The 18,492-nt window shown below is 69.8% G+C and carries 12 protein-coding genes; 9 read left to right on the top strand and 3 right to left on the bottom strand.

Annotated features, from left to right (window positions below; all coding sequences use genetic code 11):
- Positions 1–163: 163 nt before the first annotated feature.
- The gene (locus ACFFIA_RS17860; RefSeq protein WP_377252370.1) at positions 164–2,398 is read left to right on the top strand and encodes a fibronectin type III domain-containing protein; all 2,235 of its coding nucleotides are present in this window, start codon (positions 164–166) and stop codon (positions 2,396–2,398) included.
- A 250-nt stretch (positions 2,399–2,648) separates the two neighbouring features.
- On the opposite strand, the gene ACFFIA_RS17855 is transcribed toward ACFFIA_RS17860, so the two are convergent.
- Positions 2,649–5,024, bottom strand: a complete 2,376-nt coding sequence (locus tag ACFFIA_RS17855; RefSeq protein WP_377252368.1) for a glycosyl hydrolase 53 family protein — start codon at positions 5,022–5,024, stop codon at positions 2,649–2,651.
- Positions 5,025–5,638: 614 nt separating this feature from the next.
- Between ACFFIA_RS17855 and ACFFIA_RS17850 the strand changes: the two genes are divergently transcribed.
- The 8 genes from ACFFIA_RS17850 (at position 5,639) to ACFFIA_RS17815 (ending at position 14,530) form a co-directional block, all read left to right on the top strand.
- Positions 5,639–6,385: an IclR family transcriptional regulator gene (locus ACFFIA_RS17850; protein ID WP_377252366.1), complete on the top strand. Its 747-nt coding sequence runs from the start codon at positions 5,639–5,641 to the stop codon at positions 6,383–6,385.
- Positions 6,386–7,009: 624 nt separating this feature from the next.
- Entirely contained in the window at positions 7,010–8,242 is a 1,233-nt protein-coding gene (locus ACFFIA_RS17845; protein ID WP_377252364.1) for an ABC transporter substrate-binding protein, read from the top strand.
- 102 nt (positions 8,243–8,344) lie between these two features.
- The gene (locus ACFFIA_RS17840; RefSeq protein ID WP_377252362.1) at positions 8,345–9,304 is read left to right on the top strand and encodes a carbohydrate ABC transporter permease; all 960 of its coding nucleotides are present in this window, start codon (positions 8,345–8,347) and stop codon (positions 9,302–9,304) included.
- Positions 9,305–9,347: 43 nt separating this feature from the next.
- Positions 9,348–10,184 carry a carbohydrate ABC transporter permease gene (locus ACFFIA_RS17835; protein WP_377252360.1) on the top strand — a complete coding sequence of 279 codons (837 nt, stop codon included), beginning with the start codon at positions 9,348–9,350 and terminating at the stop codon, positions 10,182–10,184.
- Between the two features lie 10 nt (positions 10,185–10,194).
- A complete protein-coding gene (locus ACFFIA_RS17830; protein WP_377252358.1) occupies positions 10,195–11,967 on the top strand; it encodes an IlvD/Edd family dehydratase in 1,773 nt (590 codons plus the stop codon).
- On the top strand, positions 11,964–12,920 hold the full coding sequence (locus ACFFIA_RS17825) for a dihydrodipicolinate synthase family protein (protein ID WP_377252356.1): 957 nt from the start codon (positions 11,964–11,966) through the stop codon (positions 12,918–12,920). The genes ACFFIA_RS17830 and ACFFIA_RS17825 overlap by 4 nt, the downstream gene beginning before the upstream one ends.
- 57 nt (positions 12,921–12,977) lie before the next feature.
- Positions 12,978–13,598 carry a bifunctional 4-hydroxy-2-oxoglutarate aldolase/2-dehydro-3-deoxy-phosphogluconate aldolase gene (locus ACFFIA_RS17820; RefSeq protein WP_377252354.1) on the top strand — a complete coding sequence of 207 codons (621 nt, stop codon included), beginning with the start codon at positions 12,978–12,980 and terminating at the stop codon, positions 13,596–13,598.
- Complete coding sequence (locus tag ACFFIA_RS17815; RefSeq protein WP_377252352.1) at positions 13,595–14,530, top strand: sugar kinase; 936 nt, start codon at positions 13,595–13,597, stop codon at positions 14,528–14,530. Before ACFFIA_RS17820 ends, ACFFIA_RS17815 begins: the two co-directional genes overlap by 4 nt.
- Before the next feature lie 243 nt (positions 14,531–14,773).
- On the opposite strand, the gene ACFFIA_RS17810 is transcribed toward ACFFIA_RS17815, so the two are convergent.
- Entirely contained in the window at positions 14,774–15,814 is a 1,041-nt protein-coding gene (locus tag ACFFIA_RS17810) for a LacI family DNA-binding transcriptional regulator (RefSeq protein WP_377252350.1), read from the bottom strand.
- Between the two features lie 290 nt (positions 15,815–16,104).
- A complete protein-coding gene (locus ACFFIA_RS17805) occupies positions 16,105–17,751 on the bottom strand; it encodes a glycoside hydrolase family 27 protein (protein ID WP_377252348.1) in 1,647 nt (548 codons plus the stop codon).
- Positions 17,752–18,492: the final 741 nt, after the last annotated feature.

Raw genomic sequence — 18,492 nt, 5'->3', positions numbered from 1 at the left:
GATCCTGCGCCGCCCGCGCTGGCGAGGCGGTGCCGGCTCCGCCGTGGGAGGGACCCGCCGTCGTCACCGTGGCGGATCCCGCGTTGCCGCGGTGCGGACGACAGGCCCGTCCGCCGGCTCCTAGCCTCGTCGCACGTTCTGCTTTGGGGGAAGGACTGTCCACGTGCGACACCGCTTCAGACCAGTCATGCTCCACGACGGCATGACCGCCCGCCCGCGCCGGAAAGGACGCCCCTTCGGGCGGCGCGCGTTGACCGTACTCATGCTGTCTGTCCTCACCGCGGCGGTGACCGCCGTCGTGGGCCCGCCTCCGGCGTCCGCCCAGCCCTACTGCGACCGGATCCCGGTGCCGCCGGTGTGCGACGACCTGCCCGAGGAACCGGGCTCGCACAACCCGACCGGCGTGCTGAGTTCGGTGAGCCGCCCGCCCGGTGGCGTCCAGGTCAGCGGCGAGGCCCAGGACCCGGACTCGAACACTCCGGTCACCGTCGAAATCAAGATCGACGGCGTGGTGACCGGCACGCTCGTGGCCAACCTGACCGGCGGCCGCTTCTCCGGCGTGGTCCCGGCCCGCTACGGCAACCAGGTGTGCGCCACCGCCCGCAACATCGGCCAGGGCGTGAACACGAACATCGGCTGCAAGGATCTGGCCGTGCGGGTCGACCCGTTCGGCGCGTTCGAGTCGATCACGCCCGAGGGCGACAAGGTGCGGGTCAAGGGCTGGGCGATCGACCCGGACCTCAGCAGCAGCCTCACCGTGATAGCCCGGGACGGCAACGGCACGCTGCTCGCCAACATCTCCGCCAACCGGCCGCGGCCGGACGTCGGGGCCGCCCATCCGGGGTACGGCGACGCGCACGGCTTCGACGCGCTGCTGCCGGAGGGAGCCGGCGACGGGCAGCACCAGATCTGCCTCGGCGCGCTCAACGGCGGCCCGGGCGTGCACGCCGACCTCGGCTGCGAGACCTACACGGTGCGGCACCAGCCGTACGGCAGCTTCGACACGCTGTCCCGGCACGGCGGCACGCTCCGGGTCGGCGGCTGGGTCGCCGACCCCGACGACCTGCTGGCGGAGCTTGCCGTCCGGGTGAGCGTCGACGGCACCGAGTACCACGGCATGGCCGACGTGGCCCGCCCCGGTGGCGGTTGGACGTTCGACCTCCCGTCGGTGCCGGCCGGCACCAGCCAGGGGAGCCACGGTGTGTGCGTATCCGCGCGCAACATCGACTTCGGTGCCCACGAGTGGACGGAGATCGACTGCCGTGGGTACTTCATGCCCGGCCAGCTCTCCGCCCCGGTGATCAGGCCGCTGGTGAAGAACGACACGCTCTTCTGGCTCCGCAACGAGCTGCGGTGGACCAACGCCGACGACGTCGAGGGCATCGTGGTCGAGCGCAGCGTGGCGGACGGCCCGTACACGGAGGTGTACCGCGTAAACGGGCTGGTCGACGCGTACACCGACACCGACGTGCGCGCCGGCACGCGCTACTGCTACCGCGTGACCACCACCAACAGCCGGCCGAGCCAGGCGTCGGCACAGGTCTGCGACAACTCGCTCCTGCCCGCGCCGCAGGCGCCCACGGACGTCCGGATCACCGGAGCCGGCGACACCACGCTGACCGTCGCCTGGACCGACAACGCCGGCACCGAGACCGGGTATCGGCTGGAGGTGCGCGGTGGCGGCACGAGCCGGGTCGTCACGCTGCCCGCGTACGCCGGCACCGGCCCACGGCAGGAGACCGTCACCGGGCTCAGCCCGGTCACGCCGTACACCATCCTGGTCAAGCCGGTGCAGGACGGCGCCGCCGACCTCGCCGACGACCAGGCCGGCAAGGCCGAGGGATGGACTACCGGGGCGCCCCGGATCGACGCGTTCAGCGCCAATCCCACCAGGCCGCGCGCGTGCCAGCCGGTCACCATCCAGTTGGCCTGGAGCGTCGCCGGTGCCACGCGGATCACGGTGACGCGCAACGGTGGGCAGATCTTCGACGAGAGCCGGGCCACGCCGGGGCAGTGGGACGACACGCTCAGCGGCGGCAGCAGCGACGGCAATGTCACCTATCTGCTGACCGCGCACAGCGCCTCGGGACAGCGGACCACCAAGACGGTCACCGTGGGCCGGGACATCGTGGTGCGTCTGGTCAAGAAGGTCAACTTCATCAACGTCACGCTCGAGCCGATGCGGGTCTACCTGGTCGACGCGTTCGGCCGGGAGTTGCAACTGCTGGACGAGCTGATCCCCGGCGAGACGTACGGGTACACGCTGCCCAACTGCCAGCAGGTGCGCGTCCGGGTCAAGACGAAGATCGACGGCCGCGTGGTCCACGACACGCTCGACATGCTCGGACATGTCGATGGCCTTGAGTACGGGGTGCAGGTCAGAAACGGGGGCGGCTGACCAACTATCCGAAGTAGACCCTGAGTGGGGGCGGGATCGCCTGGCCCCACTCAGGGCCGGATCGTCAGTCGCCGTGACCGCGAGACGGCTCGGCCGTGCGGGTACGGTGAGCGATCCCGTACCCGCACGGCTTGCGGCGTGTCGGCTGACGCGGCCGCCTCGACTTCGCTTGCGTCCGGCTTCGCCGTCAGGCCGTCGGCACTAGGTTGATCGTGCGTCGGGCAGTCCGGGCGAAGCGGTGGTCAGGCGGCTACAGTCCCGCGCACTGGCCGCTTCTGGGGCCGGCGGTCTTGTTGGGCGCCGCGTTGTTCACCGGCGGCGGCGTGTTGCCCGAGCAGCTCAACGGACCGGCGATCGTGTTGCCGGCGATGACGTTCCACCCGGTCGTGTTGGTCACGGAGACCGGGCCGCTGATGGTGTTCGAGGCGCAGCCGAGCATCGGATTGCCGAGTTGGACGGCCTCGCTCCGGTCGAGCCGGACCGGCCCGCTGACGGTGGTGCCGCACAGCGCGGCCACCGCCGCGCCGGTGGCGGTGATCGGCCCCGAGATCCGGGCACCGGTGGCCACGAGGCCAGCGCCGGCACGCACGGTCACCGGCCCGCTCACGGTGGCACCGTTCAGGCAGGTGACGCCGGTGGAGACCACCAGCGGCCCCGAGCGGCTACCCGTGATGACGGACGTGCACGCCACGCCGCGGTAGGCGGTGACGACGTCGACGACGGCGGTGACTGGTCCACGTTCGGTGGTGCCGGTCACGGTGACCTGGCCGGCGGCCGATGTCGCGCCCTCGGGCAGGGCGTTCCAGGTCACCGGGGTGTCGGCGACGGCACCGCCGGCGGTGGTGAGCACCTTTACGGTTGACGGCAGCGCGGGCGCGGAGCCGACCGTGGTGGCGGTGTAGATGGTGTTCTCCAGCACGTGCCGAGCCGCGCTTTTGTTGTAGATGTCGATCGACGCGTGCGGCTCGTAGGTGTTGGACATGCCCGGCACGGATCGGAACATCGTCTGGAAGCTCGCCGGCTCCCACGTCAGCATGCCAACGCCCTGGTTGTTGACCAGGTCGTTGTTGGCCTGGATGACGCGCTGGATCGCGTCGGCCTGGCCCTGGATCGTGCGGGGGTAGATGGAGTTCGGCTGCGGGGTGTTGCCGCTGGCCGGGTAGGCGGTCTCGGTGATGATGATCGGGTACTTCGGGTAGGTGGTCGAGATCGTGTACATGTTCCGCTCGAGCGATTCCATCGTGCCGTGGTGCTCGGGGTAGTAGGACAGCGCGATGACGTCGATGTCCTGGCCCTGCGCGTGCAGGCGGGTCAGCAACTGGTGCCAGTACTCCATGGCCTTCTCCAGGCCAGTGCGGTTGCCGACGCCGGAGCCGACCAGCGAGTGCACCTCCACCTTCGTGGTGGGGGAGGCGGCACGTACGGCGGCGATGCCCTTGGCGACCAGTGCGCTGAACCGCTCCCAGGAGTCGAGGTAGAGCTGGTACTCGGCCGGGTCCGTGGAGTTCCAGTACTGCCAGAGGATGCCGCCGCCCGGCTGTGACTGGTACACGTTCGCCTGGTTGCGGAAGTACGCCGGGTTGGCCGTGCCGATCACGGGGCCGGGGGCGGGCGCGTTGGTCGCTTCGCTGCCCCAGAGGAAGCCGTTGTTGACCTCGTTGCCGACCGCCACCTTGTCAGGCGTGGTGCCCTGGTTCACGAGCTGGCGGACGTAGTCGTAGGTGTAGTCGTACAGCGCGGTCTGCAGATCCGGGAAGCTCAGCTCGGCCCAGGCCCGTGGCTTGGGCTGCTTGCCCGGATCGGCCCACGAGTCGGCGTAGTGGAAGTCGACGCCGAGGCCGAGCCCGCGCTGCTTGACCCACTGAGCGGAGGTCAGCGTCCGCTCCGGGCCTTGACGGGGGATCGCGTTGACGTTGCCGCTGCTCTCGCTGCGCGGTTCGTTGAAGACGCGCAGCCGTACGTACTCCATGCCGCGGTCCTTGACCACGTCGAGCAACGCGGGTCCGGCGCCGCGGTCGGCGTCCAGCGGGTTGACCCAGTAGTCGCGCGTCTGGAAGTCGTCGACGTAGGAGATGTCGGCGCCCAGGATCAGCTCGTCGCGCAGGTAGTTGAAGACCTTGACCTCGCTGATGCCGACCGTGGCGCCGGGCGAAACGCCGGTGATCGTGACCCGCACGTAGCGGGTTCCGGGCGAGGTGAACAGATCGACGCCGCCGCGACCGGGCCGGGCGTTCGCGGACCGGTCACCGATCGTCGTCCACTGTGTACCGTCTGGGGAGGCCTGGAGCCGGTACTGGTAGACCGCTCCGGTGTCGGGGAACACGACCTCGACCTTGCGGAGGTTGTCGTAGGTGCCGCCGAGGTCCAGGGTCAGCGACTCGCCCGGTGCCTGGTTGGCGGCGTGCCACGCCGTCGACGGATCCTGGTCGATCGCGGCCGCGGCCGACTGGCCTCCGCTGCTGGCCGTGGCACTGACCCAGAACTTCTCCGCGATGTTGCTCTCGATCGGGTTGATGACTGCCTGGCCGTTGATGGCGGCCGCGGGGGTGGGGGCGATCAGGAGGCTCGACCCCAGCAGGGCGAGCGCTGCGGCAGCTCCCGTCGTTGTACGCGTGCGGCGCCTCATCGGCTACTCCTCATCTTTGATTCCCTTTCGTCGTGCCCGCCAGGCCGGCGGGCGTGCCAGAACGTGGGCCGACGGCGCGATACGATTGCCGGTCGATTTCGCTGTTGGCGGAGCCGCCGCCGGCGGCGGCCGGGCAGCGTCGGCAGGGGGTTTCGCACGATCGAACCCGATCGGGTCGCCGGCAGGCCGCGAGGCGGGCCGCGGTCGACTGCTGGCCGGTCGTGGGCGTTGGAGGCGGGGGGTCAGGGGTTGCGGTGACCACGGGGTTGCGGTGCTGCAACATGTGCAGCGATACTGCATAAGTTGCAGTGGCGACCATAGGTCGCCGTGCTGCACTGTGTCAATCATGTAAACGCTGTGTTTTCGCGAGGTGCCGTAATGGGGTGGAGGCCGCCCGGTGGCGTAGCGGTGCGGTTTGCGGGCTGGGCACAATGACGCCACCGGACCGCTCCGCAGGGGTGGCGCCGGCGCGCGGACCGTCCACGACCCCGAGCCGGGTCGGCGTCGACCTGCCCTGCTCACGGTCGCCGGCAACTCGCATCGTCAGCAGTTAGGCGGCCCGAAGTGACCCGTGGTCCGACAGAGACCCCCAACAGTCCGGTAAGGAGTGGAACATGAGCCAGACGGTGGATCGGGCGGTGCGTTCCCTGCTGTTCATCGCGGATGGACCGCGCTCCGTGCGAGATGTCGCGCAGCATCTCGACGTCCATCCCACCACCGCCCTGCGAATCCTCCAGACGCTGCACAGCTGGCGGCTCGTCGACAAGCGCGCCGACGGCGACTACCGGCTCGGCGCCACGATCCTCGACCTCGGCCAGCGGGCGCTGGAGTCCCTCGACCTGCGCGACGTCGCCGCACCGTTCATGCAGAAGCTCGGTGACGCGACCAACGAGACCGTGCACCTCGCGATCCTCGAAAACCAGAACGTCGTCTATATCGACAAGGTCGACAGTCGCCGCCCGGTCCGGATGTACTCACGCGTGGGCATCGTCGCGCCGCTGCACTGCACCGGGGTGGCCAAGGCCATCCTCGCGTTCGTCCCCCCGGCGCAGCAGCGCCGCCTGGTGGAGAGCACCGACCTGCACGCCTTCACGCCGCACACGCTCACCACGCCCGAGTCGCTGCTGGCCGACCTCGCCGCCGCGCGAGAGCGTGGCTACGCGATCGACGACGAGGAGCATGAGCTGGGCATCCGCTGTGTCTCGGCGCCGATCCTGTACGCCGATGGCAACGTCGCCGGCTCGGTGAGCGTCTCGGTGTCGACCGCCCGCATCAACTACGAGAAGCTGCTCGCGTTCGTCGGCCCGCTGCTGGATGCCGCGCACGGCATCAGCCGCGAACTCGGCCACCGGCGCCGCTAGGCCTGTATCAAGTTCCCTGTCGGGCGGCGTCTGGCGTAAGGCCGCGTGCCGGTGTGCGACCTCGCGCCCGCCACCACCAGGCGCCGCCCGTACTCCGGCTCGCGGCGCCATGTCGAGGTAGGGGGCGGAGCGAGAGGGCTGGCTGGCCCCGACCGCGACACACAGCTCAGGCCCGTGCGTCGAGGCAACTGCCCGACCTGCGACGAGGCGCGGCCTTCCTGGGCGGAGACCGTCCGGACGGCTGAGCGCCGCCCCCGCGGGCCCGCTACCTCCAGGCGCACGTCAGGCGCCTGTCTACGGCACGTGACGACCGCCGGGATGTCCACCATGGACATCCCCTTTGACGGTGTCTGGGCGCGGACGCCTCGCCGATCGGCCAGGGCGACCTGTCGAAACGTCACGCGCACACGATTGACATGGGCGCGAAACCGTCTCTAGAGTTCGCTGCAAGATACGCAGCGCAACTGCACATAATGCAGTCCTCAGTGGTCTGCTTCTACGGGCGCTCACGCCGGCGGACCGCTGGACACCCCCTTCGGCTGAGAAGAAGGCACTGCAATGGATCGTGGAAAACGCAAACGTGTCACATTGGGCCGCAGCGCGTGGCGCACAGGTCTTGCCGGGTTGGCCGCCGTCGCCATGCTGCTCAGCGGATGCGGTGGCGGAGACAGCGGCGACGAGGGCAACGAGATCGTTCTCGACTTCCCGTCGTGGCAGGTGAACGAGCCTGGCAACGGCGACGTCCTCAAGGCGATCGTGGCCGACTTCGAGAAGACCCACCCCAACGTCAAGGTCAACCTCTACTTCGTCAGCAACGACGACTTCCAGAACCAGATGGTCACCCGCCTGTCGGCTGGCCGGCCGCCGGACGTCATCGCCTCGGGCAACCACTTCTTCGCGTTCGCCGCCACCGGGCAGCTCGAGCCGCTCGACGAACGCCTGAAGAGCAGCGGCCTGCTCGACCAGTGGCGCGACTTCAGCAAGGAACGGATCATCGATGGCCAGCAGCTCGCGCTGCCGTTGCACGCGCTGACCCGGGTGATCTTCTACAACGAGACGTTCCTCCAGCAGGCCGGCGTCACCGCTCCGCCGTCAACTCCCGAGGGCCTGCGGGACGCCGTCAACAAGCTGGGCGCCGCCGGTGGCTCGAACTTCAACCCGTGGGGTGCGACGACGACAAGCCACTCGAACCTGTTCGGCGAGTCGAACTCGTTCATCGTCGGCATGGGTGGCGCGTGGATCACCGACGGCCGGTGGAGCGTCACCGACCCGAAGACGGTCGCGGCCGTCGAGCTCTACCGCGAGCTGGCCAAGAAGGCTCCGCCCGGGCTCAACGGCGGCCAGTACCGTCAGCTGCTCGCGGACGGCAAGGTCGCCATGTCGCACGACGGCAACTGGGTGCAGAGCTTCCTTGACGACAACGCGCCCGCCGACGTTCTGCCCAAGATCCAGGCCGCGCCCAGCCCGTTCCAGAACTCCATCGCCCTGGTGGGCACGTCGCTGTCGATCCCGAAGGGCATCAGCGACGAGCGCAAGCAACTGGTGTGGGAGCTGATCGAGACGGCTGCCAAGCCCGAGATCCAGGCGTTGTGGGCGGAGAAGGTCTACGCCGCCCCGGGTCGGGTCGGAGTGGTGCCGGCGGAGCTCGCGACTCGCCTTCCCGTGGTGGGCGTCGTCGAGAAGAACGTCGAGAACGCCGTCCCCGAGTTTCCGCCCAGCGACAACTTCCGAGCCAACTTCGGCGAGATCGAAAAGACGATCATCGACGCGATGATGCGGTTGCTGACGACCGACGACCCGACGATGACCGTACTGACGGACCTCGAGAAGAAACTGGCCGCGATCACCCAACCCTGATCCGGTCCACTTCGGGACGGACCGACCCGACCTCCGCGCCGGGTCGGTCCGCGCCCCCGTACCGCCGGCCGTGCCCGACCTCACCCCCCGGGAGTTTCGCCGATGTCCCTCGCCCCGCCCGGCGAGACCCGCCTCGTCACCAGAAACCGGCCCACCTCGACGCGGCGTCGCCGCCGCACGCTACGGTCCCGCAACAGCCGCCTGTCCGCGGTCATGTTGCTGCCCGCCGTCCTGGTCGCGCTGCTGTTCATCGGGTTCCCCCTCTACATGATCGTGAACCTGAGCCTGCGCGACGGCAAGACGATGATCATGAGCGAGGTGAACGACCTCCCGTTCACCACGAACAACTACCGCGCCGTGCTCTCCAACCCGGAGACCTGGGAAGCGTTACGCATCACCGCCATCTACACGCTGGCCACCGTGGCCGGCGCGTTCACGATCGGCCTGCTCAGCGCGCTCGTGCTGCGCCGCCGGCTGGTCGGCCGGCGTTGGCTGCGCACGCTCGTCCTGATCCCGTGGGCGATCCCCGGCGTCGTCGCGACGGTCACCTTCGTGTGGATGCTCGACGGCACCTACGGCGTGTTCAACTACCTGTTGCGCAAGGTCGGCCTGATCGACCAGAACGTCGCCTGGTTCTTCGACCCGGAAACGGCGCTGATCGGCGTACTGATGCCGACCATCTGGATCGCCTATCCACTGTGTACGCTCATGCTGCTCGCGGCGCTCCAGTCGGTGCCGGCCGAGCTCTACGAGGCCGCACGGGTCGACGGAGCCAGCCCCCGGGCCCAGTTTCGCCACGTGACCTGGCCGGCGATTCAAAGCTCCGCGGTGCTCGCGATGATCGTCACCGGCCTGTGGACGTTCACCACGTTCGACTTCATCTACGCCATCACGCGTGGCGGTCCCGACCGGGCGACCGAGACCCTGGCCGTCGCCATCTACAACGAGGCCTTCGTCTACTTCAACCTGCCCTACGCGTCCACGCTCGGCGTCATCACCATGGCCATCGCCGTCATGTGCCTGTTCATCCTGTTCCCCGTCGTCCGGAGGCGTTTCTTCTGACGCTCTCCGCACGCATGCGCATCACATCCACGAGGGAGGTTAGATGCAGGCCAAAGCACGGTTGACCAACGGGTTCCTGTACGTGGCGCTGGGCGTGGCGATCGTCATCCTGTTGTTCCCCGTCTACTGGACGCTGCTGACCGCGGTGCTGCCGACCCGGGATCTTCTCGCCCAGGTGCCGCCGCTGATACCGCCGCTGTCGAAGATCAATTTCGATGCGTTCACGCGGGTCTTCGAGATGCGCCCGGTCGGTCAGTGGCTGGCGAACTCGGCGATCGTCACGATCGGCGCGATGGTCGGCGCGGTCGTGCTCAGCACGATGGCCGGTTACAGCCTGTCCCGCCTCGCCTCGAAGGCGGGGTTGGCGGTTGGCTACTCGCTGTTCGCCGTCCAGGTGATCCCGCGGACGCTGCTGGTGATCCCGATCTTCATGATGTTCTCCGCGACCGGGCTCATCAACTCCTTGACCGGGCTCATCATCGCCAACACGGTCGTCATCGTCCCGTTCGGCACCTGGATCATGAAGTCGATCTTCGATGGGGTGCCCGTGGAACTGGAGGAGTCGGCCATGGTCGACGGCTGTTCGCGGCTGCGGGCCCTGATACGCATCGTCCTGCCGCTGGCGAAACCCGGCATCGGCGCGGTGGCCATCTTCTCGGCCATCCACGCATGGGGCGACTTCACCTACGCCCGCACGCTGATCCTCGACAACCAGGGCACCACCATCACAGTGGGCATCGTCGGTTTCGTCGGCGAGTACACGGCCGACTGGGGAGCGCTGATGGCGACGGGTCTGCTGTCGATCGCACCCATGATCATCATCTTCGTCCTCCTCGAGCCGCTGCTGGTCAGCGGACTCACCAGCGGCGCAGTCAAGTAAGGGCAGGGGAATGAGCAGGCTTCGCAGCAGCAGGTTCTACGACTCGTACGGTCAGGTGGCGCTCGTTCGCAACGGTCACATGCAGGCGCTGGGCTTCTCCGCGGGGCTCCTGCGCAGCGGCAAACCGGTGATCGGCATCGCCAACAGCCAGTCGGATCTCAACCCGTGCAACGCCCATCTCGGCACGCTCGCCGAGGCCGTCAAGCGGGGCGTATGGCAGGCCGGCGGGGTGCCGCTCGTCTTCCCGACGATCAGTCTCGGTGAGACGAACATGCTGCCGACCACGATGATGTTCCGCAATCTCATGAGCATGGATGTGGAGGAGATGCTGCGGGCGAGCCCGATCGACGGCGTGGTGCTGCTGGCCGGGTGCGACAAGACCACCCCGGCGATGCTCATGGGCGCCGCCAGCGTCGACCTGCCCACCATCATGGTCACCGGTGGCCCGATGCTCGCCGGACGGTTCAAGGGGCGCTCCCTGGGCACCGGCACGGACGCCCGCAAGATGGCCGACGAGGTGCGCGCGGGCCGGCTCGACGGCGCCGAGTTCTTCGCCATGGAGTCCAGCTACGCGCGTACCGCCGGCCACTGCATGGTCATGGGTACGGCCTCGACGATGGCGAGCATCGCCGAAGCGCTCGGCATGCAGCTACCCGGCTCCTCCTCGATCCCGGCGGTCGAGGCGGCCCGCCTTCAGGCCGCGCAGCAGGCCGGCGCGCGGGCCGTCGAGCTGGTGCGCGAGGAGCTGAGCATGTCGCGGATCGTGACCCGATCGGCGTTCGAGAACGCCATCAAGGTCAACGCCGCGATCAGCGGGTCGACGAACGCCGTGCTGCACCTGCTGGCGCTGGCCGGACGCCTCGACGTCCCGCTGGAGCTGGACGACTTCGACCGGTGGATGCGCGACGTGCCGTGGCTGGCCAACCTCCGCCCGGCGGGCGAGCACTACATGGAGGAGTTTCACCACGCCGGCGGCCTGCCCGCGCTGATGAGGCGGCTGGAAGCCCATCTGGTCGGCGACGCGCTGACCGTCACCGGCCGCAGCGTCGCCGACAACGTCGCCGCGGCCGAGTGCTACGACGACGAGGTGATCCGCCCTGTGGACCGGCCGTTGGGCGTCGGCGCCGGCACCGCTGTCCTGCATGGAAACCTGGCTCCCCAGGGCGCGATCATCAAGCAGGCGGCGGCCAGTCCCCGCCTCTCGCGCCACCGTGGCCCGGCGCTGGTGTTCGACACGATCGAGGAGTGCGAGGCCAGGATCCACGATCCGGACCTCGACGTCGACGAGAACACCGTGCTCGTCGTGCGCAACTGCGGACCGCTCGGATACCCCGGAATGCCCGAGGTCGCCAACCTGCCCATCCCGCGGAAGCTGCTCGAACGCGGGATCGACGACATGGTACGGGTCTCCGACGCCCGGATGAGCGGCACCGCGTACGGGACCGTTGTGCTGCACGTGGCGCCCGAAGCCTCGGCGGACGGCCCGCTCGCCCTGGTCCGCACCGGGGACATGATCGCGCTCGACGTGCCGGCGCGCAGCCTGGTCCTGGAGGTCGACGACGCGGAACTGGCGCGGCGCAACGCGGAGCGGACCCCGCGCGCATCCCGGTTCAGCCGGGGCTACGCGCGGCTTTACGCGGACCACGTCCTGCAGGCCGACCGCGGCGCCGACTTCGACTTCCTCGTCGGCGGTAGCGGCAGCCAGCCCTACGGCGGCGACCCGCACCTGGCCGCCGAGGATGATGTGCTGCTGACCGGCGCCGCGCGGGACGACGCATCATGACCGCGGCGTTTCGTGGCATCTTCGCGATACCGGTGACGCCGTTCGACAGCAGCGGGGCGGTCGACCACGGGGCGCTCGCCGACGTCGTGGAGTTCACACTCGACTGCGGCGCGCACGGACTGGTGATGCCGGTCAACGTCAGCGAGTTCTTCACGCTCGACGACGACGAGCGTCGCGCGGTCGTGACCACGACCGTACGGGTCAACCGGGGGCGTGTGCCCCTCGTCGCGAGCGTGACCGGGGCGTCGACCGCACAGGCCGCGAGGTTCGCTGCCCACGCCGCCGACAGCGGGGCCGACGCGGTCATCGCGATGCCGCCGTACGTCAAGCGCGGCGACTGGCCGGAGCTCGTCGAGTACTTCACCGCGATCGCCGCCGCCGGCCTGCCGGTGTTCGTCCAGAACGCGGAAGGCCCGGCCGGAACGCCGATGTCGGCCGCCCAGCTGTCCGAACTCGCCGCTACGATCGACGGCGTCTCGTGGTTCAAGGAGGAGACCGTCCGCTCCAGCCAGGTGATCTCGGACCTGCTGGCCCGAGGCGGCGCGCACGTCAGCGGCGTCATGGGCGGCAAGGGCTCCCGCTTCCTGCTCGACGAGTATCCGCGCGGGATCTGCGGGACGATGCCCGGCTGCGAGTTCACCGACCTGCACGTCGCGCTCTGGAACGCGCTCGAAGGCGACCAGCCCGCGATCGCGGCCGAGATCTACCGGTTCCTCCTGCCGCTGGTGGGCATGGAGGACCAGTACGGCGGTGCCGCGTTCTGCAAGGAGGTCCTGCGCCGCCGCGGCGTGCTCACCAGCACCGCGGTCCGCGAGCCCGGCTCGCCCCGGCTCGACCGCGAGGCGTCCGTGCTGCTGGATCAGTTTCTGGCCGCTGCGACGACCTGGATGGTGCCGTCGAAGCCGCGCGCCTCGCCCGACGCCGCCGCGCCCACCGTCACCGCCGAGGCCTGACGACCGTAGCGCGTGACCCGCCACAGGCAGCCCATACGAAGAGGGGTACCGCGAAGCATGCAACTGCTGGACCTGCTCAGCACCCACCGACTGCTGGCGATCGTTCGGGGCACCGACACCGAGGCAGCCTTGGACTGCGTCCTCGCGCTCGTCGACGAGGGACTCACGCTCGTCGAGGTGTCGCTGACCACTCCCGGCGCGTTGTCGATCATCGAACGCGCACGGGCGGCGCTCGGCGAGGCCGCGACCCTCGGCGCGGGCACCATCGTGACGGTCGCCGACGCGCGTTCGGCCGCGGACGCCGGGGCGACGTTTCTCGTCACTCCGGGAGCCTCGCCCGAATCCACGGCCATCAAGGAGGCCGGTCTCCCGGTGATCGAGGGCGCGCTCACCCCGACCGAGATCCTCGCCGCGACCGAGGGCGGGGCCGCCGCGGTGAAGGTCTTCCCGGCGGCGCTCGGTGGACCCGGATACATCAAGGCTTTACGCGATCCCCTGCCCCGGGTCGGCATGGTCGCGGTCGGCGGAGTCGACGTCGACAACGCTGCCGCGTTCCTCGCCGCCGGAGCGGTCGCCGTGGGTCCCGGGTCGTCGCTGATGGGTGACGCACCGCATGGGGGAGACCTGGACGCGTTGCGCCGCCGGGCATCGGCTTTCCGCGCGGCGGTCGCGCCGTGATCGACGTACTGACCCTCGGTGAGGCCATGGCGTCGTTGCGGATCTCAGGCCCGGTACGGCTCGGCGGCGCGTTGACCCTGTCGATCGCCGGCGCCGAGTCCAACGTGGCCATCGGGCTCTCCCGCCTGGGGCACCGAACGCGCTGGCTGGGCGTGACCGGCGACGACGAACTGGGCGAACTCGTGCTACGCACGCTGCGGGCCGAAAACGTCGACCTGTACGGCTGCCGGACCGACCCGCACGCCCCGACCGGGCTCGTCCTGTTCGAGCGCCGCCTGGCGACCGTCACGCGGGTCCGGTACTTCCGCGACGGGTCCGCGGGCTCCACGCTTTCCGCCGAGGACATCCTTCCGGTCCTGGCGGATCCTCCGCCCCGGCTGCTGCACGTCACGGGAGTGACACCTGCCCTCGGCGCCGGGCCGCTGGCCGCGGTACGTACCGCGATGAAGCTCGCACAGCAAGCCGGCACCGGCGTCTGCCTCGACGTGAACTACCGCGCCACGCTCTGGTCGCCCGCGGAGGCATCCCACGCGCTGCGGCCGCTGCTGCCGTACGTCGACGTCCTGTTCGCCTCCGACGAGGAACTCACGATCATGGCCGACGGGAGTGATCGCGTCGAGCGTCTTCTCACGTCGGGGGTACGCGAGGTCGTGGTCAAACGCGCCGCCGACGGTGCCAGCGTGCACACCGTGGACGGCGTGGCCCACCAAACCGCGCGGCGGATATCGCTCGTGGACACCATCGGCGCCGGCGACGCCTTCGCCGCCGGCTACCTGTCCGCGACGCTGGACGGTTCCGACATCGCGACGAAGCTCCGGCGCGCGGTGGACACCGCCGCGTTCGCGGTGTCAACCGACGGCGACTGGGAAGGGCTGCCGACCCGGGCCGACCTCGCCCTGCTCGCTACGGAGCCGGGCGGCGCCCAGCGCTGACCATCGCCGCGTTCGGGCAGGGCGGCACAGCGGCGTGCGCTCTGCCTCACTCGGGAGTTCGAAGCATGAGCGGGCGGCGGATCAGACGAAGCGCGCCACGACCCGGTGTGAGCAGTGGTCGACCACGATCCGCGGCCGGGTGAGCAGGCGGTCCCGCTCGGCTACTGTTGCTCCGCATGACCCACGTCGGGATCGAGATCACCGCGGAGTCGGTGTGGGCTCCACAGTGGTGGATGGGTCCGCTCACCGGGCGCGGGGAGGGGCGGTGCTGCCGCGGACGACGAGCGTGGTGCCGAGTTCGTACCGCTCCTGGCCGAGAGGTTCGCCGTCGGCCAGGCTGATCGCCAACCTGGCCGCGGTCGCGCCCATCTCCGCGAACGGCTGACGCACGGTGGTCAGCGGTGGGGGGAGCCAGGCCGCGTGGTCGATGTCGTCGAATCCCACGACGCTCAGGTCTTCGGGAATGCGGAGGCCGACCTGCTTGGCCGCCGCGTAGACGCCCAGTGCCTGGAGGTCGTCACCGCAGGCGACGGCGGTGGGCGGCTTCGGCAAAGCGAGTATCTCGAGGGCGAGGTCGCGGCCGTTTTCGAAAGTGAAGACGCCGCGGCGTTCGAGGGTCTCGTCGTGGGGGACGCCAGCGTGGTCCAGGGCCGCCCGAAAGCCGTCCAGCCTGGCGCGGGCGGACAGGTCCTTGACCGGTCCGGTGAGTAGGCCGATTCGCCGGTGGCCGAGGTCGAGCAGGTGCCGGGTGGCGGCGAGGGCGCCGCTCCAGTTGTTGGACCCGACGGCGGGGGTGGGAAACAGCTCGCCGATCGGGTCGATCGCTACCAGCGGTACGCCGCTGGCGGCGAACTGTTCGCCGTGCTGGGCGGTGATCAGCGAACAGACCGTGATGACGGCGGTGGGCTGCCGCAACAGCAGCGGCTCGACCCACGGCAGTCCGGCCGACACACGTCGCCGGATGTCGGTGAAGCCGACCGTGTAGTCCCTCCTACTGGCGATCTCCTCGACACCTCGCAGGATCTCCATGGCGATGGAGGGCAGCATCTGGTGGAAGACGACCTCGATGCAGAGCGTCGGCCGGGCCGCGAGCGGGCGGCGGTAGCCGTGGTCGCGCAGCAGGGCCTCCACGCGCTGCCGGGTCTGTTCACCTACGCCGCCGCGGCCGTTGAGGACCTTCGACACCGTGGGCGGCGACACACCGGCGAGCTCGGCGATGCGGGCGATGGGCAGGTCACCGCGACGGGGCTTGCGGTGGCGCCGCGGCCGGCCGTCCTCGATCACGCGTGGAGTCTACGGTGAACCCGGCCCCTGGTAGTCGGCTGTGCTCAGCCTGCCGGTGGCGCTGCCGGTCGGTGGGGCCGGAGTCCGGCCAGGGCGGCGGTGCCAGGGCGGTCTCGGCCTCGAAGACGACCATGTCACCGGCGACCGCGCCGGAGGGCTCCGCGCGCGTCGCCAGCTCCGCGGCCTCATGACCGGCGGGTACAGGTCGCCGGCGCGTCCCAGCGGATCCGGTGGCCGGTGCGGAGGTCGTGTTCTCCACACCGGCCGTGTCTGGCGTGGTCGGCCTGCGGCTACTGCCGGGTCCAGCGTTGGTTGGCGGCGGCGGTGCAGTGCCAGAGAAGCACGGTGGTGCCGTTGGCGGTCGCGGCGTTGTTGACGTCGAGGCAGAGCCCGGACTGGCGGCCGGTGATGGTGCCATTGGCGTTGAGTGTCCACTGCTGGTTGGTGCCGCCGTTGCAGTCCCAGATCTGGGTCCTGGCGCCGGCGGTCGCGTTGATGGGGGCGTCCAGGCACTTGCCAAGCGATTGAAGGGTCGGGCCGTTGAATGTCCAGCGTTGGTTGGCGGCGCCGTTGCAGTCCCAGATCACTGGTTGCGTGCCGTTGGCGGTGTTGCTCTGCGGGATGTCCAGGCAGCGTCCGGACGCCGCGCTGACCAGGGTTGTCGTCGTCGACGGCGGCGGTGTGGTCGTGCCGCCGCCGCTGACCCGGAAGACCGCGGTGCCGTGCGCTGGGACGTTCGCGCTGATGGCGCCGGTGGTGGTGCTGGTGGCGCCGGTCCAGGCGTCCACGAGGGTGAACGAGCTGCCGGTCTTGCCGACCGCGGCCGCGGTGGTCGAGACGGTAGTGGCGGCGGAGCCCTGGTTGAAGAGGGCGACCGCGATGTCGCCGTTGGCGAGGCGTTTGGCCAGCACTCGCCGGGTGCCGTCGTTGGCGATCTGGGTCGCCTGGACCGCGAGCGGGTCTTGGTTGATCGCGACGAGGCGCTGGTTGCGCAGGATGGTGAGGGTCTGCGCGGACATCGCACGCAGGTCGTTGCCGGCGATCAGCGGCGAGGCCATGATGGCCCACAGCGCGAAGTGGCTGCGCATCTCGGTGTCGGTCATGCCGCCGTTGCCGACTTCCATCATGTCCGGGTCGTTGAACTGGCCCGGCCCGGCGTACGAGGCGAGCGGGACGTTGACGTTGACGATGTTCTGGATGCCCATCGGGTAGCCGTTGGTCTGGCCGGTGTTCCAGGCGTTGGTGATGTCCTCGGTGGTGCGCCACATGTTGGCCACGTCGCCCCAGTTGCGCAGTGGGCCGGTTTTAGCGTGGATGCTGTTTGGGTTGATGCTGTAGACGATGGGGCGTCCGGTGGCGGCGAGGGCGTCGCGCATCCGGGCGAAGGTGCGTACCTGGTCGTCGATGGTGCCGTTGGGTGAGCACCAGTCGTACTTGAGGAAGTCGACGCCCCAGGCGGCGAACTGGCGGGCGTCCTGGGTTTCGTGTCCCTGGCTGCCGGTGGCGCCGGGGTAGGCGCCGAAGTACTGCGCGCAGGTCCGGTCGACGGGGACTTGGTAGATGCCGAATTTCAGGCCGCGGGCGTGTAGGTAGTCACCGAGGGCCTTCATGCCGCTGGGGAAGCGGGTCGGGTCGCCTTGCAGGTTTCCGGCCGAGTCACGGTTGGGGTTGAACCAGCAGTCGTCCACGACCACGTACTGGTAGCCGAGGTCGCGCATGCCGCTGGAGACCAGGGCGTCGGCCTGCTGCCGGATGAGGGCTTCGTTGATGTTGCAGCCGAAGGTGTTCCAGCTGTTCCAGCCCATCGGCGGGGTGCGGGCCACACCGTTGTTCAACGCCTGCGCGGTAGTGGTGTGCAGGCCGACCAGAGCGCCGGCCAACAGCAGTCCCGCCGTGGCGGCGGCCAACCACCGTCGATGTCCGCTGATCGGTTTCATCGAGAATTCTCCTCCGGGCATGTGGGGTGCCCCGGGACACAGCCGTCGTTTGACGGCCGCCACGGCCGGCGCGCCCAGGTGCCCGCCGTTCGGGCCTGGGGATGGAGGCGCGCCGGTCATTGCCAGAAATGTTCACGATAACATTTCGTGCGGCTGATGGTACGGAACATCGAAGCCGCATTCAAGTGGCTCCATGCGATCCGCCTGGCGCTCGCCGTGCGCTAGCGGCGGCGCCGGTGTGGGCGGTCCCCCGCCGTGGTGCGGATGCGCCTGAGGTCGCGGCCGGTGCGGTGGAGGAATGGCGAGGCGGGGTCCGCGCGGCCGTACTGGCCGGCGGTCGGGTCCGGTGGTCGCTCTCTTTGGCCTGGTCGGCGGGGTGATCTGGTTCCGCTCGCGGGGCTCCGGCGCGCGCACAACGGCGCGATCGTGCTCGCCGGCCCGACCCTGAGGGCGCGGCCCGGGGCCGGGGCTGGCCCGGGGCGTGCGGGAGGCGGTGCGGCGGCTCCTGGCGGTGGAGTGCGGCGAGGTCGAGCGGCACGGATGTGGCGAGCGGGGACCCGGTACGCGACCGGTCGAGGTGACCGGGTCGCGGAAAACTTTCGCGAAACATTGCCGACACATCTTGACGGCTGCCGCTGCCATCGGCCAAAGTCCATCTAGGCAAGTCGATGGGCCGCCGGGGGCCTCGGTGGGCTTGCCCAACAGTGCGCACATCCATGACGTGGTGCGAGTGGCAGCACC

Origin of the sequence: Phytohabitans kaempferiae (assembly GCF_042433955.1) — a bacterium.
GTDB lineage: Bacteria > Actinomycetota > Actinomycetes > Mycobacteriales > Micromonosporaceae > Phytohabitans > Phytohabitans kaempferiae.
The sequence above is the reverse complement of the archived record's forward strand: the minus strand, read 5'-3'. Positions and strand labels throughout refer to the sequence as shown.

What these genes read in the sequence shown, in the direction of transcription:
- ACFFIA_RS17855 (WP_377252368.1), bottom strand. Translation starts at nt 5,024, where the DNA reads ATGAGGCGCCGCACGCGTACAACGACGGGAGCTGCCGCAGCGCTCGCC.
- ACFFIA_RS17830 (WP_377252358.1), top strand. Translation starts at nt 10,195, where the DNA reads ATGAGCAGGCTTCGCAGCAGCAGGTTCTACGACTCGTACGGTCAGGTG.
- ACFFIA_RS17850 (WP_377252366.1), top strand. Translation starts at nt 5,639, where the DNA reads ATGAGCCAGACGGTGGATCGGGCGGTGCGTTCCCTGCTGTTCATCGCG.
- ACFFIA_RS17825 (WP_377252356.1), top strand. Translation starts at nt 11,964, where the DNA reads ATGACCGCGGCGTTTCGTGGCATCTTCGCGATACCGGTGACGCCGTTC.
- ACFFIA_RS17835 (WP_377252360.1), top strand. Translation starts at nt 9,348, where the DNA reads ATGCAGGCCAAAGCACGGTTGACCAACGGGTTCCTGTACGTGGCGCTG.
- ACFFIA_RS17805 (WP_377252348.1), bottom strand. Translation starts at nt 17,751, where the DNA reads ATGAAACCGATCAGCGGACATCGACGGTGGTTGGCCGCCGCCACGGCG.
- ACFFIA_RS17820 (WP_377252354.1), top strand. Translation starts at nt 12,978, where the DNA reads ATGCAACTGCTGGACCTGCTCAGCACCCACCGACTGCTGGCGATCGTT.
- ACFFIA_RS17840 (WP_377252362.1), top strand. Translation starts at nt 8,345, where the DNA reads ATGTCCCTCGCCCCGCCCGGCGAGACCCGCCTCGTCACCAGAAACCGG.